An 18,617-nucleotide genomic window follows, 5' to 3' on the forward strand; every position below is an offset into this window, starting at 1 on the left:
CCGGGACCCCCGGGACGGGACCGAGGGCCGGAAGTCCCGGCGCGGGGGACCTTCGCCGCCCTTACGTCGGCGTACCCCGGAACGACAATCGGCCTCGACGTCCGATCACCCGCCGCGACCGCGAGGGGACCCTGAGGAGCGCATGTGACCACCCCGCCCACGGCCGAGGCGGCCGACGCCCCGTCACCGGGCATACCCGACCCGTCCGAACCGCACGGCCCGCGCGGCGGACCTCCGCCCACGAGCACCTCGTGGCGGGCGCCCCTGTCCGGAGCCATGGCCGGCGTCCTGCTAACCGTACTGGCCGTACTGGTGGCCGGGACGCCGGGCGGCGGGGCGGGGGCGGCGGACGGCCGGGGCGCCGGTGCCGCCGCCTCCGGGACGCGCACCGTGCGGGTGGAGCTGACGGGCATGCGGGTCAGCCCCACCACCGTCGAGGTCCCCTCCGGTACCCGCCTGGTCCTGGAGGTCGTCAACCGGGACGCCATGCGGCACGACCTGCGTGTGGAGGGCGGCCCGCGCACTCCGGTGCTCGGCCTGGACGAGAGCGCCCGGCTGGACGTCGGGACGGTCACCGCCGACCGCGCGGCCTGGTGCACCGTGGCCGGACACCGCGACGCGGGCATGAGCATGCGCATCGCCGTACGGAAGGCCGGCGCCCACGGTACGACAGGGGTGAGGAGGTGAACGGGGTGGACACCTGGGCCCTCGTACGCTTCGCCCACGTCATCGGGGCCGCGCTGTGGGTCGGCGGGCAACTGGCCCTGTCCCTGGTGATCCTGCCTCTGGCCCGCCGGACGCTGGCCCCCGAGGCCCGGGGGCGGTTCGTCCGGGAGGCCGGACGCCGCTTCGGGAAGCTCACCGGAGCGGTGTTCCTGCCCCTCCAGCTGGCCAGCGGGGTGGCGATGGCCTGGCACAAGGGGGTGACCTGGGCCTCACTGGCCGAACCCGGCTACGGGCGGACCCTGGCCGCCAAACTGGCTCTGTTCACCGCCGTGATGGCTGTCGCCGCGCTGCACGGCCGGGCCCACTCGCTGGGCCGCCCCGAACTGGCCCGCGCCCTGGCGGTCACCTCCCTGGTCGGCTCGCTGGGAGTGGTGCTCCTGGCGGCGGCCCTGCCCGTCACCTGATGGGCGCCGTGCCGCGGGGGGCGCGCCGGACGGCCCCGCAAAGGCGAGACCAATGGTCCCTTACGGGACCTGATGGCCCCTTACGGCCGGACAGAGGTGTGAAGACCCTTGAGGTGCGGGCATGGCACCGGCCGCCCAGGGCACCTGGGCACACAGCCGGTTCCGGCCCGCACACGGAGCCACCACGAGCCGGCTGGGGACGACATGACCGCACTGCCGTACGGAACGGATACGGACACCACCATGGACCGTGAGTCGCACGGGACGGCCGCGACCGTCCAGCCGTCCGCCGGCGGCGCCGAGGTGACCGCCGGAGTCGGCGGTGCCGACGGGGCCGCGAGACAGCGCATGCTGATGCTGGCCCTGGCCACCGTCGGCTTCGCCCTGAACTTCTGGGCCTGGGCGCTGCTGAGCCCGCTGGGCCCCCGGTTCCAGGAGATCCTGGAGCTGTCCTCCATGGAGCAGTCGCTGATCGTCGCGGTGCCGGTGATCGTCGGCTCGGTGGGCCGCATCCCGGTGGGCGCGCTCACCGACCGGTTCGGCGGCCGGGTGATGTTCCCACTGGTCTCCGCCGCGACCATCGTCCCCGTCCTCTATCTGGGCCTGTCCGGCCACACCTCCCTGGCGGGGCTGCTGATCGGCGGCTTCTTCCTCGGCATCGGCGGCACCGCCTTCGCCATCGGCGTGCCGTTCGTCAACGCCTGGTTCCCGCCCGAGCGTCGCGGTCTGGCGGTGGGGATCTTCGGCGCGGGCATGGGCGGCACCGCCATCAGCGCCCTGACCACGGTCCAGCTCGTCAAGGACCACGGAACCGCCACCCCGTTCGTGATCACCGCCGTCGCCCTCGCCCTCTACGCGGTCCTGGCCTACGCCGTGCTGCGCGACGCCCCCGGCCGCAGCGTGCCCTCCCAGCCCCTGGTCAGCAGGCTGGCGGCCACCGCCCGTCTGGAGATCACCTGGCAGGCGTCGGCGCTGTACGCGGTGGCGTTCGGCGGCTACGTCGCCTTCTCGGTCTACCTGCCGGTCTATCTCAGGACCGCCTACGGACTGGAGCAGGCCGACGCGGCCAACCGGATGGCCGGGTTCGTGGTGCTGGCGGTGCTGATGCGCCCGATCGGCGGGTGGCTGTCGGACCGCTTCGGCCCGGTGCGCGTCCTGGCCGCCTCCCTGGCGGTGGTGGTCGCCGGGGCCGTGATGCAGTCCTTCACCATGGACCTGGCCCCGCAGGGCACCGTGGCCTTCCTGTCGATGGCCGTCGCCCTGGGCGCCGGCAGCGGCGCCACCTTCGCCCTGGTCTCGCTGGCCGCCCCGGCGGACAAGGTCGGCTCGGTCACCGGTGTGGTGGGCGCCGCGGGAGGCCTGGGCGGATTCCTGCCGCCGCTGGTGATGGGCGCGGTCTACGGGGCCACCGGCTCCTACGCGATCGGTCTGGCGCTGCTGGCCCTGGTCGCCGCGGCGGCCCTGGTCTTCACCCTCACCGGGGTGCGGCGGGCCGTGGAGCGGCACAACGCCTGACGGCACGGCACCCGAAAGACAAGAGGGACGAGGAGATGTGCGAGTACTGCGGCTGCCAGTCCCTGGAAGCCATCGGCGAGCTGACCCGTGAGCACGACACGGTCGTCAACATGATCGGCGAGGTGCGTGCGGCCCGGAGCGACGGCGATGTCCCCCGGATGGCCCGGGCCGCCCGGAGCATCGCCGCGGTCCTCGGCCCGCACACCGAGGTCGAGGAGCACGGGCTCTTCCCCGCGATGAAGGAGGAGTTCCCCGACCACATCGCGGCACTGGAGGACGAACACCGGCGCATCGGGTCGGTGCTGGCGCAGGCGGAGGGCGGCACCCCCGCCGATCCGGACTGGCCGCGGCGCCTGTGGGAGGCACTGGAACTACTGCGCGAGCACATCCTCAAGGAACAGGACGGCGTCTTCCCCGCCGCCCTGTCCGTCCTGGACACCGAGGACTGGGAGGCGGTCGCCGCCGCCCGAGGCCGCGCCGGATCGGGGGTGCCCGCCGCCACTTCCTGACAGTACGTCACACGGGCCGCAGACGTCTTTCGCCGCTCCCGTGTGAGATCTTCACGCCCGGGTAGCCAACGCCGGAGTGCGGGCCCGGGCCCCACAGCGGGACCGGTGCCGTAAACCGGTCTTCGATCACGGGAGGAACCCCTGGTGCGAGCGAGGAACAGGAAAACGACGGCGAGGCCGGAGAGCCCTCCCCGGCTGGACGGTGAGTTGGCCGACGCCCTGGTCGGCAGCCGCCGTTTCTTCACCCGGGCCGAGGTCTCCGGGGACCGCCGGGCCCTGTACCGCATCGGCGGACGCCAGGCCGACACCTTCTACCGCGACCGCTGGTCCCACGACAAGGTGGTGCGCTCCACCCACGGCGTGAACTGCACCGGCTCGTGCTCGTGGAAGGTGTACGTCAAGGACGGCATCATCACCTGGGAGGCCCAGCAGACCGACTACCCCTCGGTCGGCCCCGACCGCCCCGAGTACGAGCCCCGCGGCTGCCCGCGCGGCGCCGCGTTCTCCTGGTACACCTACTCGCCCACCCGGGTGCGCTACCCGTACGTGCGCGGGGTGCTGCTGCAGATGTACCGCGAGGCCAGGCAGCGCCTGGGCGACCCGGTGGCGGCCTGGGCCGACGTCGTCTCCGACCCCGAGCGCTCCCGGCGCTACAAGTCGGTGCGCGGCAGGGGAGGGCTGGTGCGGGCCACCTGGGAGGAGGCGGCCGAGATGATCGCCGCCGCCCATGTGCACACCATCAAGGAGTACGGCCCCGACCGGCTGGCGGGCTTCTCCCCGATCCCGGCGATGTCGATGGTCTCCCACGCCGCCGGGGCCCGCTTCTACTCCCTGCTCGGCGGGGCGATGCTGTCGTTCTACGACTGGTACGCCGACCTGCCGGTGGCCTCCCCGCAGGTCTTCGGCGACCAGACCGACGTCCCCGAGTCCGGGGACTGGTGGGACGCCGGCTACCTGGTCATGTGGGGCTCCAACCTGCCGGTGACCCGCACCCCCGACGCGCACTGGATGGCCGAGGCCCGCTACCGGGGCCAGAAGGTCGTCGCCGTCGCCCCCGACTACGCCGACAACGTCAAGTTCGCCGACGAGTGGCTGGCCCCGCAGCCGGGCACCGACGGCGCGCTGGCGATGGCGATGGGGCATGTGATCCTCAAGGAGTTCTTCGTCGACCGGCGGGCCGGTCGTTTCGCCGACTACGTCGAGCGCTACACCGACCTGCCGTTCCTGGTCCGCCTGGAGGAGGGCGAGGCGGGTGTGTACCGGCCGGGCAAGTTCCTGACCGCCGCCGACCTCGGCGGTGCCGAAGCGGAGGCGGAGAACGCGGAGTTCAAGACCGTCCTGCTGGATTCGGCCACCGGGGACCCCGTGGTGCCGAACGGCTCGCTCGGCCACCGCTGGGGCGAGTCCGGCGCCGGGAGGTGGAACCTCGAACTGGGCGGTACCGACCCGCTGCTCACCGCCGCCGGAGGCGGCGAGGCGGCCGTCGAGGTCGAACTGCCCCGCTTCGACACCCCCGACGGCCGGGCCGCGGCGCTGCGCCGCGGCGTCCCCGTCCGCCGGGTCGGCGGGAAGACGGTCACCACCGTCTTCGACCTGCTGCTGGCCCAGTACGGCGTCGCCCGCGACGGGCTGCCCGGCACCTGGCCCGCCGGCTACGACGACGCCTCCCAGCCCTACACCCCCGCCTGGCAGGAGGCCATCACCGGGGTCCCGGCGGAGAAGGCCGCCCGCATCGGGCGGGAGTTCGCCGACAACGCCGAGGAGTCCGGCGGCCGGTCCATGATCATCATGGGTGCGGGCACCAACCACTGGTTCCACTCCGACACCATCTACCGGGCCTTCCTCACCCTGACCACCATCACCGGCTGCCAGGGTGTCAACGGCGGTGGCTGGGCCCACTACGTCGGCCAGGAGAAGGTCCGCCCCATCACCGGTTACTCGGCGCTGGCCACCGCCGCCGACTGGAACCGGCCCGCCCGGCAGATGATCCAGACCGCGTACTGGTACCTGCACACCGACCAGTTCCGTTACGACCCCTTCGGTGCCGACACCCTCTCGGCCGCCTCCGCCGGGGGCGGTTTCGCCGGGAAGAGCACCGCCGACGTCATCGCCCAGTCCGCCCGCCTGGGCTGGATGCCCTCCTACCCCACCTTCGACCGCAACCCGCTGGCCGTCGCCGAGGACGCCGCGGCGGCCGGCCGCGAGGTGGGGGAGTACGTGGTGGACGAACTCAAGGCCGGGCGGCTGCGGTTCGCCGCCGAGGACCCGGACGCCCCGGCGAACTTCCCCCGGGTGCTGACGGTGTGGCGGGCCAACCTGCTGGGCTCCTCCGCCAAGGGCAACGAGTACTTCCTCAAGCACCTGCTGGGCACCGACTCCTCCGTGCGTGCCGAGGAGGCGCCCGAGGGGGCCCGCCCGCGCGACGTGGTCTGGCGAGAGCAGGCGCCCACCGGCAAGCTCGACCTGCTGCTGTCGCTGGACTTCCGGATGACGTCCACCACCGTCTACTCCGACATCGTGCTCCCGGCCGCCACCTGGTACGAGAAGCACGATCTCAACACCACCGACATGCACCCCTATGTGCACTCGTTCAACCCGGCCATCTCCCCGCCCTGGCAGACCCGCACCGACTGGGACGCCTTCAACACCATCGCCGAGGCCTTCAGCCGGCTGGCCGCCGACCACCTGGGCACCGTCCGCGACGTGGTCGCCGCTCCACTCCTCCACGACACCCCGGACGAACTGGCCACCCCCCACGGCCGCGTACGGGACTGGAAGGCCGGCGAGTGCGAGCCCGTCCCCGGCCGCACCATGCCCAAGCTGGTGGCCGTCGAACGCGACTACGCGGCCGTGGCGGAGAAGATGACCGCCCTCGGCCCCCTGCTGGACACCCTGGGCGCCACCACCAAGGGCGTCACCTTCGAGCTCGACCGGGAACTGGAGTACCTGCGGAGCAAGAACGGCACCGTCCGCGGCGGCGCGGCCGACGGCCGTCCCTCCATCGCCCGCGACGTCCAGGCGTGCGAGGCGATCCTCGCCCTGTCCGGCACCACCAACGGACACCTGGCCACCCAGGGCTTCCGCACCGTCGAGGCCCGCACCGGCACCCGGTTGGCCGACCTGGCCGCCGAACACGAGGGCAAGCAGGTCACCTTCGCCGACACCCAGGCCCGGCCCGTCCCCGTCATCACCTCCCCCGAGTGGTCCGGATCGGAGTCCGGGGGGCGGCGCTACTCGCCGTTCACCATCAACGTCGAACGCCTCAAACCCTGGCACACCCTCACCGGACGCCAGCACTTCTTCCTCGACCACGACTGGATGGCGGAGCTGGGCGAGTGGCTGCCGGTCTACCGGCCGCCGCTGAACATGCACGCCCTCTTCGGCGAGCCGCAGATCGGCAGTACCGGTGAACTCGGCGTCACCGTCAGGTATCTGACCCCGCACAACAAGTGGTCCATCCACTCCGAGTACCAGGACAACCTGTTCATGCTCTCGCTCTCCCGCGGCGGGCCGACCGTCTGGATGAGCCGGGAGGACGCACAGAAGATCGGGGTGGCGGACAACGACTGGATCGAGGCGGTCAACCGCAACGGCGTTGTCGTCGCCCGCGCGATCGTCTCCCACCGCATGCCGGAGGGCACCGTCTACATGCACCACGCGCAGGACCGGCTCATCGACGTGCCCCGCGCCGAGACCAGCGGGCGGCGCGGCGGCATCCACAACTCCCTCACCAGGCTGCTGATCAAACCCACCCACCTCATCGGCGGCTACGCACAGCTCTCCTTCGCCTTCAACTACCTCGGCCCCACCGGCAACCAGCGCGACGAGGTCACCGTCATCCGCCGCCGCTCGCAGGAGGTGACCTACTGATGAAGGTCATGGCCCAGATGGCGATGGTGATGAACCTCGACAAGTGCATCGGGTGCCACACCTGCTCGGTCACCTGCAAGCAGGCGTGGACCAACCGCAGCGGCGTGGAGTACGTCTGGTTCAACAACGTCGAGACCCGGCCCGGCCAGGGCTACCCGCGCCGCTACGAGGACCAGGAGAGGTGGAAGGGCGGCTGGGAGGTCAACAGGCGGGGACGGCTGAAGCTCAGGGCCGGAGGCCGGTTCAAGAAGCTCATCACCATCTTCTCCAACCCCAGGCTGCCCGCCCTCGACGACTACTACGAGCCGTGGACGTACGACTACGAGACCCTCACCAACGCGCCCCTGCAGGAGCACACCCCCGTCGCCCGGCCCAGGTCCCTCATCACCGGTGAGGACATGAAGATCACCTGGTCGGCGAACTGGGACGACAACCTCGGCGGGGCTCCGGAGCACGGAAGCAGGGACGTGCTGGTCGCCGAGATCGCGGACAAGGTGAAGTTCGAGTTCGAGCAGACCTTCATGTTCTACCTGCCGCGCATCTGCGAGCACTGCCTCAACCCCTCGTGCGCCGCCTCCTGCCCCTCGGGCGCGATCTACAAGCGCAGCGAGGACGGCATCGTCCTGGTCGACCAGGACCGCTGCCGCGGCTGGCGGATGTGCGTGACCGGCTGCCCGTACAAGAAGGTCTACTTCAACCACCGCACCGGCAAAGCCGAGAAGTGCACCTTCTGCTTCCCCCGCATCGAGGTCGGACTGCCCACCGTCTGCGCCGAGACCTGCGTCGGGCGGCTGCGCTACATCGGCCTGGTCCTCTACGACGCCGACCGCGTGCTGGAGGCCGCCTCCACTCCCGACGACAAGGACCTGTACGAGGCGCAGCGCGGCATCCTGCTCGACCCGGACGACCCGGAGGTGATCGCGGCGGCCGAGCGCGAGGGCATCCCCCGCGACTGGATCGAGGCCGCCCGGCGCTCCCCCGTCCACTTGCTGATCAACACCTACAAGGTGGCCCTGCCGCTGCACCCGGAGTACCGCACCATGCCCATGGTCTGGTACATCCCGCCGCTGTCCCCGGTCGTCGACGCGGTGCGCGGAACCGGCCACGACGCCGAGGACCGCGGCAACCTCTTCGCAGCCATCGACACGATGCGCATCCCCGTCGAGTACCTCGCCGAGCTGTTCACCGCCGGCGACCCGGCCCCCGTCGACGCCGTGCTGCGGCGGCTCGCCGCCATGCGCAGCTACATGCGCGACATCAACCTCGGCCGCGAGCCCGACGCCTCCATTCCGGCCGCCGTCGGCATGGGCGAGGAGGAGATGTACGAGATGTACCGGTTGCTGGCGCTGGCCAAGTACGACGAGCGGTACGTCATACCGCCCGCCCACGCCGAGCAGGCGCACGGCCTGGAGGAACTGGCCACCGAGTGCAGCCTGGACTACGAGGGCGGCCCCGGCATGGGAGGCTCCGGCCCCTTCGGCGAGGCGTCCGGCGGGCCCGACCCGGTGGCGGTGGAGAACTTCCGGATGCTCCACGCCCGCCAGACCACCGACTCCTTCACCGACCCGGCGGACAAGGCGGGCCGGGTCAACCTCCTCAACTGGGACGGAAAGGGCCGCCCGAAGGGGCTGTTCCCGGACCGCCCCGGCAGCGGGGAGGCACCCCCGAAGGAACCGATGGACGGCACCGAACCGAACGCCGAGAGCGAGCCGAAGCCATGACCCCCCGCACCACCGACAGCACCTCCGACCGCACGTCCGGACAGGACACCCCCCTGCCCGCACCGGCCTGGCAGATCCAGTCGCTGCTGCTGGCCTACCCCGACGAGCACCTGGACGGCCGCGTCCGGCTGGCCCGCCGGGTCGCGGCCGCGCTGCCCGAGCCGGTCGCGGCCCCCCTGCACCGCTTCCTGGACCACGCCGAGCGCACCGGCGCCGCCCGCCTGGCCACCGAGTACGTGGAGGTCTTCGACCACCGCAGGCGGTGCTGCCCGTTCCTGACCTACTACGCCCACGGCGACACCCGCAAGCGCGGTGTGGCGCTGCTGCGCATCAAACGGACCTACGCCGCCGCCGGGCTGCGCCTGACCGACGAGGAGCTGCCCGACCACCTGGCCGTCGTCCTGGAGTTCGCCGCCGGTGAGCCCGGGGCCGGGCGGAAACTGCTGACCGAGCACCGCGCCGGTCTGGAGCTGCTGCGCCTGGCCCTGCACGACGCCGGCGCGCCCTGGGCGCACGTCCTGGACTCGGTCTCGGCCACCCTGCCGCCGCTGGGCGGCGACGAGCGCGAGGCCGTCGCCCGCCTCGCCGCCGAGGGGCCGCCCGAGGAGGAGGTGGGCCTGGCGCCCTTCGCCCCGCCCCAGTACATGCCCGACCCGGTGGGAGGCCGCCGATGACGCACCTGGCCCGGAACGCCGCCGACCCCGGCGCGCTCCACATCCTGCTGTGGGTGATCCTGCCGTACGTGGCGCTGGTGATGTTCGCCGGCGGGCACGTCTGGCGCTACCGCTACGACAAGTTCGGCTGGACGACCCGCTCCTCCCAGCTCTACGAGGGCCGGCTGCTGCGCATCGGCAGCCCCCTGTTCCACTTCGGCATCCTGGTGGTGCTGGTCGGCCACGTCATCGGCCTGCTCATCCCCAGCCGCTGGACCGAGGCCGCGGGCGTCGGCGAGCACACCTACCACGTCACGGCCGTCGTGCTGGGCCTGATCGCGGGCGTGAGCACACTGGGCGGGCTGGCCATCCTGATCTACCGGCGCCGCACCGTCGGCCCGGTCTTCAGCGCCACCACCCGCAACGACAAGCTGATGTACCTGATGCTCACCGTGGCGCTGGTGCTGGGACTGGCCGCCACGGTGGCCGCCAACGTCGTCGACGACGGCTACGACTACCGGACCACCATCTCCCCCTGGTTCCGGTCGGTCTTCTACTTCCAGCCCGACCCCTCGCTGATGGCCGGCGTGCCACTGCTGTTCCAGCTCCACGCGCTCAGCGCACTGGCCCTGTTCGCCGTCTGGCCCTTCACCCGGCTGGTGCACATGCTGACCGCTCCGCTGGGGTACCTCACCCGTCCCTACATCGTCTACCGCAGCCGGGACACGCAGCTGGGCTCGCGTGCCACACGGCGCGGATGGGAGCGTGTCCGATGATCACTCCGCAGGGCGGTCCCGAGCCGGACCGCGAGAAGCACCCCGCCGGAGAGGTGGCGGGACTGAAGGCCCAGGGCGAGTGGCTGCTGGCCGAGGCGGGGGCGGCCGACTCCGGGCGGAAGGCGCAGACCGTCGTCAAGGTCCCCGGACTCAGCGTGACCCTGATGGCACTGGCCTCCGGCCACGGACTGGCCGAGCACCAGACGCCGGGGGCCGCCACGCTGCTGTGCCTGACCGGCCGGGTGACGCTGAGCACCGTCGAGAAGGAATGGGAGCTGGGCCCGGAGGACCTCATCGCCATCCCCGCGGAGCGCCACCGGCTGACCGCCGGCACCGACGCACTGGTGCTGCTCACCGTCCGGCTGGACTGACCCCGGCCGGCGCAGCTCCCGCACCGTGCGCAGGGCACCCACCCCGCGCACGGTGCGGCACCGAGTACCGGAGGACCGCGGCGGCGACGGGGTGTCCGCCATGGTCGCGGTCGGCTCTCCCCCGGCGCGCGCCGCCGGGCCGGTCACCGGTGCAGGGTCGCCTGCCCGGTGACGCGGACGCCGGTTTGCTGACCGGGGCGCACGGCGACCGGCCCGGCGACACGGACGCCCACGGGATCGTCCAGCCCGTCGACGCGGACGGTCACCATGGCGTCGTGCCCGTAGAAGCACACGTCGGTCACCGTGCCCCGGACCCCCTCGGCCCCGTCCTGGACGAGGTGGAGCTGTTCGGGCCGCAGCAGCACCGTGCCGCCGGGCGGACCGCCCGCTTCGGCGCCGTCCCCGCCGGGCGCGGTGAGCGGTATCCGGCCCAGCGCGGTGGCGGCCGCGCCGTCCTCGGCCGAGCCGGGAAGCAGCACGGCGTCACCGACGAAGCCCGCCACCCACAGGTCGGCGGGGTGCCGGTAGACGTCCTGGGGGGTGCCGCACTGGGCGACCCTTCCGCCGCGCACGACCGCCACGAGGTCCGCCGTGGACAGGGCCTCCTGCTGGTCGTGGGTGACCAGGAGCGCGGTGGCGCCGGTGGCGAGCAGAGCGGCCCGGACGTCGGCGCGGACCCCCGCGCGCAGGGCACTGTCCAGGGCGTTGAACGGCTCGTCCAGCAGCACCAGTTCGGGCCGCGGGGCCAGCGCGCGGGCCAGGGCGACGCGCTGCTGCTGGCCGCCGGAGAGCTCGTGCGGCATCCGGTCCCCGTACCCGGCCAGACCGACCAGGTCCAGCATCTCCCCGACGCGTCGGCGTGACTCGCCGCGGTCGAGGCCGGTCAGCCCGAAGGAGACGTTGCGGGCCACGCTCAGGTGCGGGAAGAGCGCGCCCTCCTGCGGCACGATGCCGACCCGGCGGCGCTCGGGCGGCACATGCGTCCCGGGGCCCTCGACCGGGCGGCCGGCGATCGTGACGGTGCCCGAGTCCGCGCGCAGGAAGCCCGCGATGACGCGCAGCAGGGTGGTCTTGCCGCAGCCGGAAGGGCCGAGCACGGCCGCCAGGGTGCCGGCGGGAACGGCCAGGTCCAGCCCGTCGAGCACGGCCGCGCCGCCGTAGGACTTGGACAGGGCGTCGATCCGCAGTTCGGTCATGTGCGGTGCCTCCCGAGCAGGTACGAGGGGACTGCCGCCAGGAGGATGAGCGCGGCGGCGTAGGGCGCGGCGGCGGCGAACGACCCGGAGCCGGTCTCGGTCCACAGGCGGGTGGCCAGGGTGTCCGTGCCGGTGGGGCTCAGCAGCAGGGTGGCGGGCAGCTCCTTCATGCACACCACGAAGGTCAGGGCGGCTCCGGCCGCCACGCCGGGCGCCGCCAGGGGGACGGTCACCTCGCGCAGCACCCGCAGCGGCGAGCGGCCCAGCGAGCGGGCCACGTCCTCCAGCACGGGCGGGGCCTGGAGCACGGCGGCGCGTGTGGCGGCCACCGCGACCGGCAGGAACAGCACCGCGTACGCGCAGATCAGCAGCGGGAGTTCCTGGTAGAGCGGGTATGCGTAGCGCACGGCGAAGAACACCAGGGACAGGGCGACGGTGATGCCGGGCAGCGCGTGCCCCGCGTAGGCGGTCTGCTCCAGCAGGTGGACCGCGCGCCCCCGGTGCCGGGCGGCGATCACGCCGACCGGCAGGGCCAGCACGGTGGTGAGCGCGGCCCCGGCGGCGGCGACGCCGAGGGTGGTCCACGCGGTGTCGGCCAGCCGGGCAGGATCCCAGGTCGCGGAGTTGCCGACGGCCAGCCAGTAGCCGAGCGTGCCCAGCGGGAAGGCGACGGCGACGGCGGTGACCGCACCGCACCAGGCCAGGGCGGGAACGCGGAAGCGCCCCAGGGGGTGGGGGACGGCGGGCCGGGCGGTCCCGGTCCCGGTCCGCGCGTGGGCCGCGCGCCCCCGGGTCCGCGACTCGGCGGCCACCAGGGCCACGGTCATCAGCACCAGGACGACGCTGAGCGCGGCGGCCGGGGTGCGGTCGAAGCTGGCCCGGTAGGAGGTGTGGATGGCGCGGGTGAAGGTGTCGTAGCGCAGCAGGGAGACCGCGCCGAAGTCGGAGAGCACGTACAGCGCCACCAGCAGTCCTCCGCCGGCCGCGGCGGGGCGGATCTGGGGGAGGGTGACGCGGACGAAGGTGCGTACCGGACCGGACCCCAGCGAGCGGGACACCTCCTCCTGCGCGGGGTCCGTGCCGCGCAGGGCGGCGGTGACCGGCAGGTAGACGTACGGGAAGCTCACCAGCGTCAGCGCCAGCGCGGCTCCGGTGAAACCCGCGACCCCGGGCGCGGCCGACAGCCAGGCGAACGCCGCGACGTAGCTGGGCACCGCCAGCGGCAGGGTCACCAGCACCGACCAGACGCGGGCTCCGGGCAGGGCGGTGCGCACGGTCAGCCAGGCCAGGGAGACGCCCAGCACCAGGCAGGCGGACACGACGACGGCGGTGAGCCCAAGGCTGCGGCCGAGCAGCAGGGCGGTGCGCTCGTCGGCGACGACGTCCCAGGCGTAACCGGGCCCCCGTTCCAGGGAGCGCACGGTCAGGTAGCCCAGGGGCAGCAGCGCGAAGGCCGCGGCCACCGTGGCGGGGACGACCAGGATCAAGGGGGGTCTGTTCCCGGCACGCCGGCGCCCGGCCGGCCCGGAGGGGCCGGCCGGGCGGACGCCGGTATGTGTCCGGGCATCGGGTTGCGGTGCGCGCACGGTGGCTCAGACCATCCCGACGTCCTGGAGCATGGCCAGGGTCTCCTGGAGCGAGTCGAGCTCGCCCAGGTCTATCTCGGGGGAGTCCAGGGACTCCAGCGGCGGCAGGTCCTCCACGGAGCTGGTGACCCCGGCGGCCAGCGGGTACTCCTTGGTCTCGTCGGCGAAGTAGTTCTGCGCCTTCTCGGACAGGAGGAAGTCGACGGCCTCGCGGGCCTCCTCGCCGCGGCCGCTGTCCTTGAGGACGCCCGCCCCGGCCACGTTGACCAGGGCACCCGGGTCGCCGCCCGGCAGGAAGTGGAGCCGGGCCGTGACCGCGTCGACGCCCTTCTCCGCGACCCGCTCGTACCAGTAGTAGTGGTTGATCAGGCCGAGGGAGACCTCCCCGGAGTCGACCGCGTCCAGCACGGCGATGTTGTTGGTGTACACCTTGCCGTTGGCCTTGAGCTTCTCCAGCCAGGCGCGGGCGGCCCCGTCGCCTTCCAGGACGCGCATACCGGTGACGAACGCCTGGAAGGAGGCGTTGGTCGGCGCGTAGCCGATCTCGCCCTTCCAGCGGGGGTCGGTCAGGTCGTGGACGCTGTCCGGGGCCTCGGCGGCCTTCTCCGGGTTGTAGGCGATGACGCGGGCGCGTCCGGAGACGCCCGTCCACTCGCCGCCGGTGGCGCGGTAGGCGGGGTCTACCTTCTCCAGGGTCCTCCGCGGCAGCTTCTCCAGGCGTCCCTCCTCGGCCAGGGCGCCCAGCGCTCCGGCGTCCTGGGAGAAGAACAGCGCGGCCTCGCTCTTGTCCCCCTCCTCCAGCAGTTGCGCCGCGAGTTCGGCGCTGTCGCCGTAGCGGACCTCGACCTCGGTGCCGACGGCCTTCTCCAGCTCGTCCAGGATCGGCTTGACCAGCTTCTCGTTGCGGCCCGAGTAGACGACGAGCGCGGACCCGTCCTCCTCACTCCCGCTTCCCCCGCCGCAGGCCGCGGCGGCGGGGAGGAGCACGGCCGCGACGAGGATCGCGGCGAGACGGCGGACCGATGGGCGTCGCATGGCGGGGCCTTCCTTACCGGGTTCGCCTCCGTCGCCGCGAGGTGCGTCCGGGCGGACGGCGCACCGGCACCGAGGAGGAACTGTCAACGCCCCATGATTAAGGTAAACCTAACCTAAAGGTCAAGTTGAGTGGCTGAAACTCTTGACCCCAGGCGCGGTGCAATGAGGTCTTATATGTATGAACTTGGACATTTCCTTTGACTTGATGCGCGAAAACCAGCCCCCCGGGCGTGATCGTAAGGTTAGCCTTACCTAGTATTCGAATGTGACATCCCTACCCCACCCTCACCCCGGCTCCGGAGCGGTCCCGTTCGCCCGCGCCCTGGACGCCCACGGCGACCGGACCGCGCTCATCACCGCCGACGGCGGGATGTCCTACCGCGAACTCGCCGCCGAAGTGGCGGCCACCGCGCGGCGGCTGGGACAGCGGCGGCGGCTGGTGCTCCTCGCCGGCGCCAACCGGACCGGCGCCCTGGTCTTCTACCTCGCGGCACTGGCCGCCGGCCACCCCGTCCTGCTGGTCCCGGGCGACAACCCCGAGGCCGTGCGGTCGCTGACCGCCGCGTACGACCCGGACGTCGTGGTGCGGCCGGACGGCGGGGAGTGGGTGGTCGACGAGCGGCGCGAGGTCTCCGCGCACGAACTCCACCCGGACCTCGCGCTGCTGCTGAGCACGTCCGGATCGACGGGGTCGCCCAAGCTGGTCCGGCTGTCGCACGAGAACCTCCAGGCGAACGCGGAGTCCATAGCCCGGTACCTGGGGATCCACGGCGGAGACCGGGCCGCCACCACCCTGCCCCTGCACTACTGTTACGGCCTGTCCGTCGTCAACAGCCACCTGCTGTGCGGCGCGGCGCTGATCCTCACCGACCTGTCGGTGGCCGATCCCTGCTTCTGGGACCTCTTCCGCGCCGGCCGCGGCACGTCGTTCGCCGGCGTCCCCTACACCTTCGACCTGCTGGACCGGGTCGGATTCGCCGACATGGACCTGCCCCACCTGCGGTACGTCACCCAGGCGGGAGGCAGGCTGGCCCCCGACCGCGTGGCCCGCTACGCCGCCCTGGGGCGCCGGTCCGGCTGGGACCTGTTCGTGATGTACGGCCAGACCGAGGCGACCGCGCGCATGGCCTACCTCCCGCCGGAGCTGGCGGCCTCCCGCCCCCAGGCCATCGGCGTCCCGGTACCCGGCGGCTCCTTCCGGCTCCAGCCGCTCCCGGACCGTCCCGGCCCGGACACCGGCGAACTGGTGTACGCGGGGCCGAACGTGATGCTGGGCTACGCCGAGACCCCGTCGGACCTCCGCCTGGGCCGGACCGTCCGGGAACTGCACACCGGGGACATCGCCCGGCGCGCGGAGGACGGGCTGTACGAACTGGTGGGGCGGCGCAGCCGGTTCGCCAAGATCCTCGGCCTGCGGGTCGACCCGCAGCAGGTCGAGGCGGTACTGGAACGCCGCGGCCTCCCCTCGTGCTGCGTCGGCGGCGACGGCGAACTGGTCGTGGCCGTCTCCGGCGGCGCGAACGCCGCGGACGTCCGCCGGCTGGTGGCGGGCGAGTGCGGTCTGCCGCAGCGGGCCGTCAGCGTGCACGTCCTGGCCGAACTGCCCCGGCTCGCCACGGGCAAGCCCGACTACCGGGCCGTGCGCGACCTGGCGCGGACGGCCGCCGGGAACGCGCCCGGGCCCGCGGCGGCGCCGGAGCCCGACGTACCCCGGGACGCCGGGCCCGTGGACCTGTGCCGCCTGTACGCCGATGTCCTCGACCGCGCCGATGTCACCGAGGACAGCAGCTTCGTCGGCCTGGGAGGTGACTCGCTGTGCTACGTCGAGATGTCGCTGAGGCTGGAGGAGGTGCTCGGCCCCCTGCCCCCCGACTGGCACACCCGGCCGATTCGCGACCTGCGGCCCCGCCGGGAGGGAAGGCCGGCCGTCGCACGGCGGCGCACCCTGGAGACCGGCGTGGCCCTGCGCGCCGTCGCGATCGTCCTGATCGCCGGCTCGCACATCCCGGTCTTCTTCGTCCAGGGCGGCGCGCACGTGCTGCTGGGGGTCGCGGGGTTCAACTTCGCCCGCTTCCACCTCACCTCCGCGCGGCGGCGCGAACGCGTCCTGGGAGCCTGGCGCGCCATCGCGCGCGTCGCCGTGCCCAGCCTGCTCTGGATCGTCCCGGTGGTGCTCGTCACCGGCGCGTACGACACCGCCAACGCCTTCCTGCTCAACAGCCTCGTCGGACCGCGCGACGGCCGTACGGAGTGGCACTACTGGTTCATCGAGACGCTCGTCTACTTCCTGGTCGCGATGACCGTCCTGCTGTCCGTCCCGGCACTGGACCGGATGGAGCGCAGGTTCCCGTTCGGCCTCCCGGCGGCCCTGGCGGCGCTGGGCCTGGTCACCCGCTATGACCTTCCCGGGCTCGACATCCGCGGCCACCACCTGACGCCGATCGTCGTCTTCTGGCTGTTCGCGCTGGGCTGGGCCACGGCCAGGGCGGTCACCGTACGGCAGCGGCTGCTGGTCACCGCGGCGATCCTGGTCACCGTCCCGGGATTCTTCGGCCAGCCCGCGCGGGAGGCGGTGGTCGTGGCCGGGCTGACGCTGCTGGTGTGGCTCCCGAGCCTGCCGAGCCTGGGACCGCTGAACCGCCTGGCGGGCCTGCTCGCGGGCAGCTCGCTGTACATATACCTGACGCACTGGCAGGTCTACCCGCATCTGAAGGACCACTCGCCGCTGCTGGCGCTGTTCGCCTCGCTCGCCGTCGGCATCGCGTACGGCGCGGTGGCGACGCGCCTGGTGCGCCGGATGCCCCTTCCGGCGCCCGGCCGCCGGGAGGACCGCCGGGAGAGCGGCCCGGTGCGCTCCCGGGTGCCCGCCGCCTGACCTCCGGGGCCCCTGCGCGGGGCGGCGGGGTTCAGGCGGCGCCGGTCGCCTCCGGAGTGACCGGGGACCGCACGCCGGAGGCGACGTCCTCCAGCAGTCGGCCGGTCACCAGCTCGGGCTCGATCCGCACATGGACCCCGTCCTCGATCGGCGCCCAGGACAGCGGCCCGGACCGGCTCAGCCGCTCGGCCTCGCCGGGATCGGCCACCAGCGAGGCACGCCCGGTGACGACCACGCTCCAGCCGGAGCGCGTCGCCTCGTCGAACCGGTCCACCTCGAAGGCGACCACGCTGGTGTCCACCGCGCGGGCCATCCGGGACGCGCCCGAGGTGCGCAGGACCACGGCCTGGTCGTGATCCAGGAAGAAGTTGACCGGGAGGACGGCGGGCAGCGCGTTCTCGGTGTAGACGATGCGTCCCAGAGGGACCTGCGCCAGCAGGTCCAGGCACTCCCGCCGGTCGAGTTCGCGGAAGCCGTCGTGTCGGTGCATGCGTCCATGGTGCGCGCGCCGCCCGGGCGGGGATAGGGCCGGTCGGCCCCATCCGGGACGAAAACGGGCGGGGCCCCGCCCCGGTACGACGGCCCCGCCGCTTCCCGCCGCCTCCGCGGATCCCGCTCAGCGCGGCTGCTGCCCCGAGGAGTGCGGGGCGGTCTGGGTGGCGATGACGGCGGCCTGGACACGCCGCTCCACCCCCAGCTTGGCCAGCAGCCGGGAGATGTTGTTCTTGACCGTCTTCTCCGACAGGTAGAGCTGCCGGCCGATCTGCCGGTTGGTCATCCCCTCGCCGATCAGGGCCAGGATGTCGCGCTCGCGCGGCGTCAGCGAGGCCAGCGCGGCGTCCTGCGGCTCCTCGGCGGGCTCCTCGGTGTCCTGCACCCGCAGGCTGTTCATCAGCCGCGCCGTGGTCGCCGGGTCCAGCATGGACTGCCCGGAGGCGACGGTGCGCACGGCGGCGATCAGGTCCGAGCCCCTGATCTGCTTGAGGACGTAGCCGGAGGCACCGGCCATGATCGCGTCCAGCAGCGCGTCGTCGTCGTCGAACGAGGTCAGCATCAGGCAGGCCAGCTCCGGCATCCGCGAGCGCAGCTCGCGGCAGACGGCGATGCCGTTGCCGTCGGGCAGGCGCACGTCCAGCACGGCCACGTGCGGGCGCAGGGCCGGGCCGCGCGCGAGGGCCTGCTCGGCCGTGCCGGCCTCGCCGACCACCTCGATGTCGGGTTCGGCGTCCAGCATGTCGTGCACGCCGCGCCGTACCACCTCGTGGTCGTCGAGGAGGAACACCCGGATCGGGTCCTGTGGGGAGAACTGCTGGGCCTGGGTCATACGGATCCTTCGCACTGTCGGTCAGGGGCACGCCCCCTGCCCCACGATCCTGCCCC

The 18,617-nt window shown here is 73.0% G+C and carries 15 protein-coding genes; 10 read left to right on the forward strand and 5 right to left on the reverse strand.

Annotated elements, in window-relative coordinates:
- Window positions 1-144 precede the first annotated feature (144 nt).
- The 9 genes from ACGRHY_RS24285 to ACGRHY_RS24325 all read left to right on the forward strand — a co-directional run bounded on the left by ACGRHY_RS24285 (window position 145) and on the right by ACGRHY_RS24325 (window position 10,545).
- Window positions 145-687 (forward strand): cupredoxin domain-containing protein, encoded by a 543-nt coding sequence (locus ACGRHY_RS24285; RefSeq protein WP_394637435.1) that lies wholly within the window; start codon window positions 145-147, stop codon window positions 685-687.
- A 5-nt stretch (window positions 688-692) separates the two neighbouring features.
- Window positions 693-1,130: a hypothetical protein gene (locus ACGRHY_RS24290; RefSeq protein WP_394637436.1), complete on the forward strand. Its 438-nt coding sequence runs from the start codon at window positions 693-695 to the stop codon at window positions 1,128-1,130.
- A gap of 354 nt (window positions 1,131-1,484) precedes the next feature.
- Entirely contained in the window at window positions 1,485-2,645 is a 1,161-nt protein-coding gene (locus tag ACGRHY_RS24295) for an MFS transporter (RefSeq protein WP_394638183.1), read from the forward strand.
- Between the two features lie 35 nt (window positions 2,646-2,680).
- Window positions 2,681-3,154 carry a hemerythrin domain-containing protein gene (locus ACGRHY_RS24300; RefSeq protein ID WP_394637437.1) on the forward strand — a complete coding sequence of 158 codons (474 nt, stop codon included), beginning with the start codon at window positions 2,681-2,683 and terminating at the stop codon, window positions 3,152-3,154.
- 144 nt (window positions 3,155-3,298) lie between these two features.
- A complete protein-coding gene (locus tag ACGRHY_RS24305; RefSeq protein WP_394637438.1) occupies window positions 3,299-7,024 on the forward strand; it encodes a nitrate reductase subunit alpha in 3,726 nt (1,241 codons plus the stop codon).
- On the forward strand, window positions 7,024-8,745 hold the full coding sequence (gene narH, locus ACGRHY_RS24310) for a nitrate reductase subunit beta (protein ID WP_394637439.1): 1,722 nt from the start codon (window positions 7,024-7,026) through the stop codon (window positions 8,743-8,745). The genes ACGRHY_RS24305 and narH overlap by 1 nt, the downstream gene beginning before the upstream one ends.
- Window positions 8,742-9,419 carry a nitrate reductase molybdenum cofactor assembly chaperone gene (gene narJ, locus ACGRHY_RS24315; protein WP_394637440.1) on the forward strand — a complete coding sequence of 226 codons (678 nt, stop codon included), beginning with the start codon at window positions 8,742-8,744 and terminating at the stop codon, window positions 9,417-9,419. The genes narH and narJ overlap by 4 nt, the downstream gene beginning before the upstream one ends.
- Window positions 9,416-10,174 carry a respiratory nitrate reductase subunit gamma gene (narI, locus tag ACGRHY_RS24320; protein ID WP_394637441.1) on the forward strand — a complete coding sequence of 253 codons (759 nt, stop codon included), beginning with the start codon at window positions 9,416-9,418 and terminating at the stop codon, window positions 10,172-10,174. The genes narJ and narI overlap by 4 nt, the downstream gene beginning before the upstream one ends.
- Window positions 10,171-10,545 carry a cupin domain-containing protein gene (locus tag ACGRHY_RS24325; protein WP_394637442.1) on the forward strand — a complete coding sequence of 125 codons (375 nt, stop codon included), beginning with the start codon at window positions 10,171-10,173 and terminating at the stop codon, window positions 10,543-10,545. Before narI ends, ACGRHY_RS24325 begins: the two co-directional genes overlap by 4 nt.
- Before the next feature lie 143 nt (window positions 10,546-10,688).
- Here the strand turns inward: ACGRHY_RS24325 and ACGRHY_RS24330 are convergent, their stop codons facing one another.
- The 3 genes from ACGRHY_RS24330 to ACGRHY_RS24340 all read right to left on the reverse strand — a co-directional run bounded on the left by ACGRHY_RS24330 (window position 10,689) and on the right by ACGRHY_RS24340 (window position 14,362).
- Entirely contained in the window at window positions 10,689-11,741 is a 1,053-nt protein-coding gene (locus ACGRHY_RS24330; RefSeq protein ID WP_394637443.1) for an ABC transporter ATP-binding protein, read from the reverse strand.
- Window positions 11,738-13,228 carry an ABC transporter permease gene (locus ACGRHY_RS24335; RefSeq protein WP_394637444.1) on the reverse strand — a complete coding sequence of 497 codons (1,491 nt, stop codon included), beginning with the start codon at window positions 13,226-13,228 and terminating at the stop codon, window positions 11,738-11,740. Before ACGRHY_RS24335 ends, ACGRHY_RS24330 begins: the two co-directional genes overlap by 4 nt.
- 105 nt (window positions 13,229-13,333) lie before the next feature.
- The gene (locus tag ACGRHY_RS24340; RefSeq protein WP_394637445.1) at window positions 13,334-14,362 is read right to left on the reverse strand and encodes an iron ABC transporter substrate-binding protein; all 1,029 of its coding nucleotides are present in this window, start codon (window positions 14,360-14,362) and stop codon (window positions 13,334-13,336) included.
- A 265-nt stretch (window positions 14,363-14,627) separates the two neighbouring features.
- Here ACGRHY_RS24340 and ACGRHY_RS24345 point away from each other — a divergent pair, with 265 nt between their 5' ends.
- Complete coding sequence (locus ACGRHY_RS24345) at window positions 14,628-17,237, forward strand: AMP-binding protein (protein WP_394637446.1); 2,610 nt, start codon at window positions 14,628-14,630, stop codon at window positions 17,235-17,237.
- A 31-nt stretch (window positions 17,238-17,268) separates the two neighbouring features.
- Here the strand turns inward: ACGRHY_RS24345 and ACGRHY_RS24350 are convergent, their stop codons facing one another.
- A complete protein-coding gene (locus ACGRHY_RS24350; protein ID WP_394637447.1) occupies window positions 17,269-17,727 on the reverse strand; it encodes a pyridoxamine 5'-phosphate oxidase family protein in 459 nt (152 codons plus the stop codon).
- Window positions 17,728-17,853: 126 nt separating this feature from the next.
- Window positions 17,854-18,561: a response regulator gene (locus ACGRHY_RS24355; RefSeq protein ID WP_394637448.1), complete on the reverse strand. Its 708-nt coding sequence runs from the start codon at window positions 18,559-18,561 to the stop codon at window positions 17,854-17,856.
- Window positions 18,562-18,617: the final 56 nt, after the last annotated feature.

This window comes from Streptomyces shinuiensis (genome assembly GCF_043660855.1).
Lineage (GTDB): Bacteria > Actinomycetota > Actinomycetes > Streptomycetales > Streptomycetaceae > Streptomyces.

What these genes read in the sequence shown, in the direction of transcription:
- ACGRHY_RS24295 (WP_394638183.1), top strand. Translation starts at nt 1,485, where the DNA reads ATGCTGGCCCTGGCCACCGTCGGCTTCGCCCTGAACTTCTGGGCCTGG.
- narJ (WP_394637440.1), top strand. Translation starts at nt 8,742, where the DNA reads ATGACCCCCCGCACCACCGACAGCACCTCCGACCGCACGTCCGGACAG.
- narI (WP_394637441.1), top strand. Translation starts at nt 9,416, where the DNA reads ATGACGCACCTGGCCCGGAACGCCGCCGACCCCGGCGCGCTCCACATC.
- ACGRHY_RS24325 (WP_394637442.1), top strand. Translation starts at nt 10,171, where the DNA reads ATGATCACTCCGCAGGGCGGTCCCGAGCCGGACCGCGAGAAGCACCCC.
- ACGRHY_RS24330 (WP_394637443.1), bottom strand. Translation starts at nt 11,741, where the DNA reads ATGACCGAACTGCGGATCGACGCCCTGTCCAAGTCCTACGGCGGCGCG.
- ACGRHY_RS24340 (WP_394637445.1), bottom strand. Translation starts at nt 14,362, where the DNA reads ATGCGACGCCCATCGGTCCGCCGTCTCGCCGCGATCCTCGTCGCGGCC.
- ACGRHY_RS24350 (WP_394637447.1), bottom strand. Translation starts at nt 17,727, where the DNA reads ATGCACCGACACGACGGCTTCCGCGAACTCGACCGGCGGGAGTGCCTG.
- ACGRHY_RS24355 (WP_394637448.1), bottom strand. Translation starts at nt 18,561, where the DNA reads ATGACCCAGGCCCAGCAGTTCTCCCCACAGGACCCGATCCGGGTGTTC.
- narH (WP_394637439.1), top strand. Translation starts at nt 7,024, where the DNA reads ATGAAGGTCATGGCCCAGATGGCGATGGTGATGAACCTCGACAAGTGC.
- ACGRHY_RS24300 (WP_394637437.1), top strand. Translation starts at nt 2,681, where the DNA reads ATGTGCGAGTACTGCGGCTGCCAGTCCCTGGAAGCCATCGGCGAGCTG.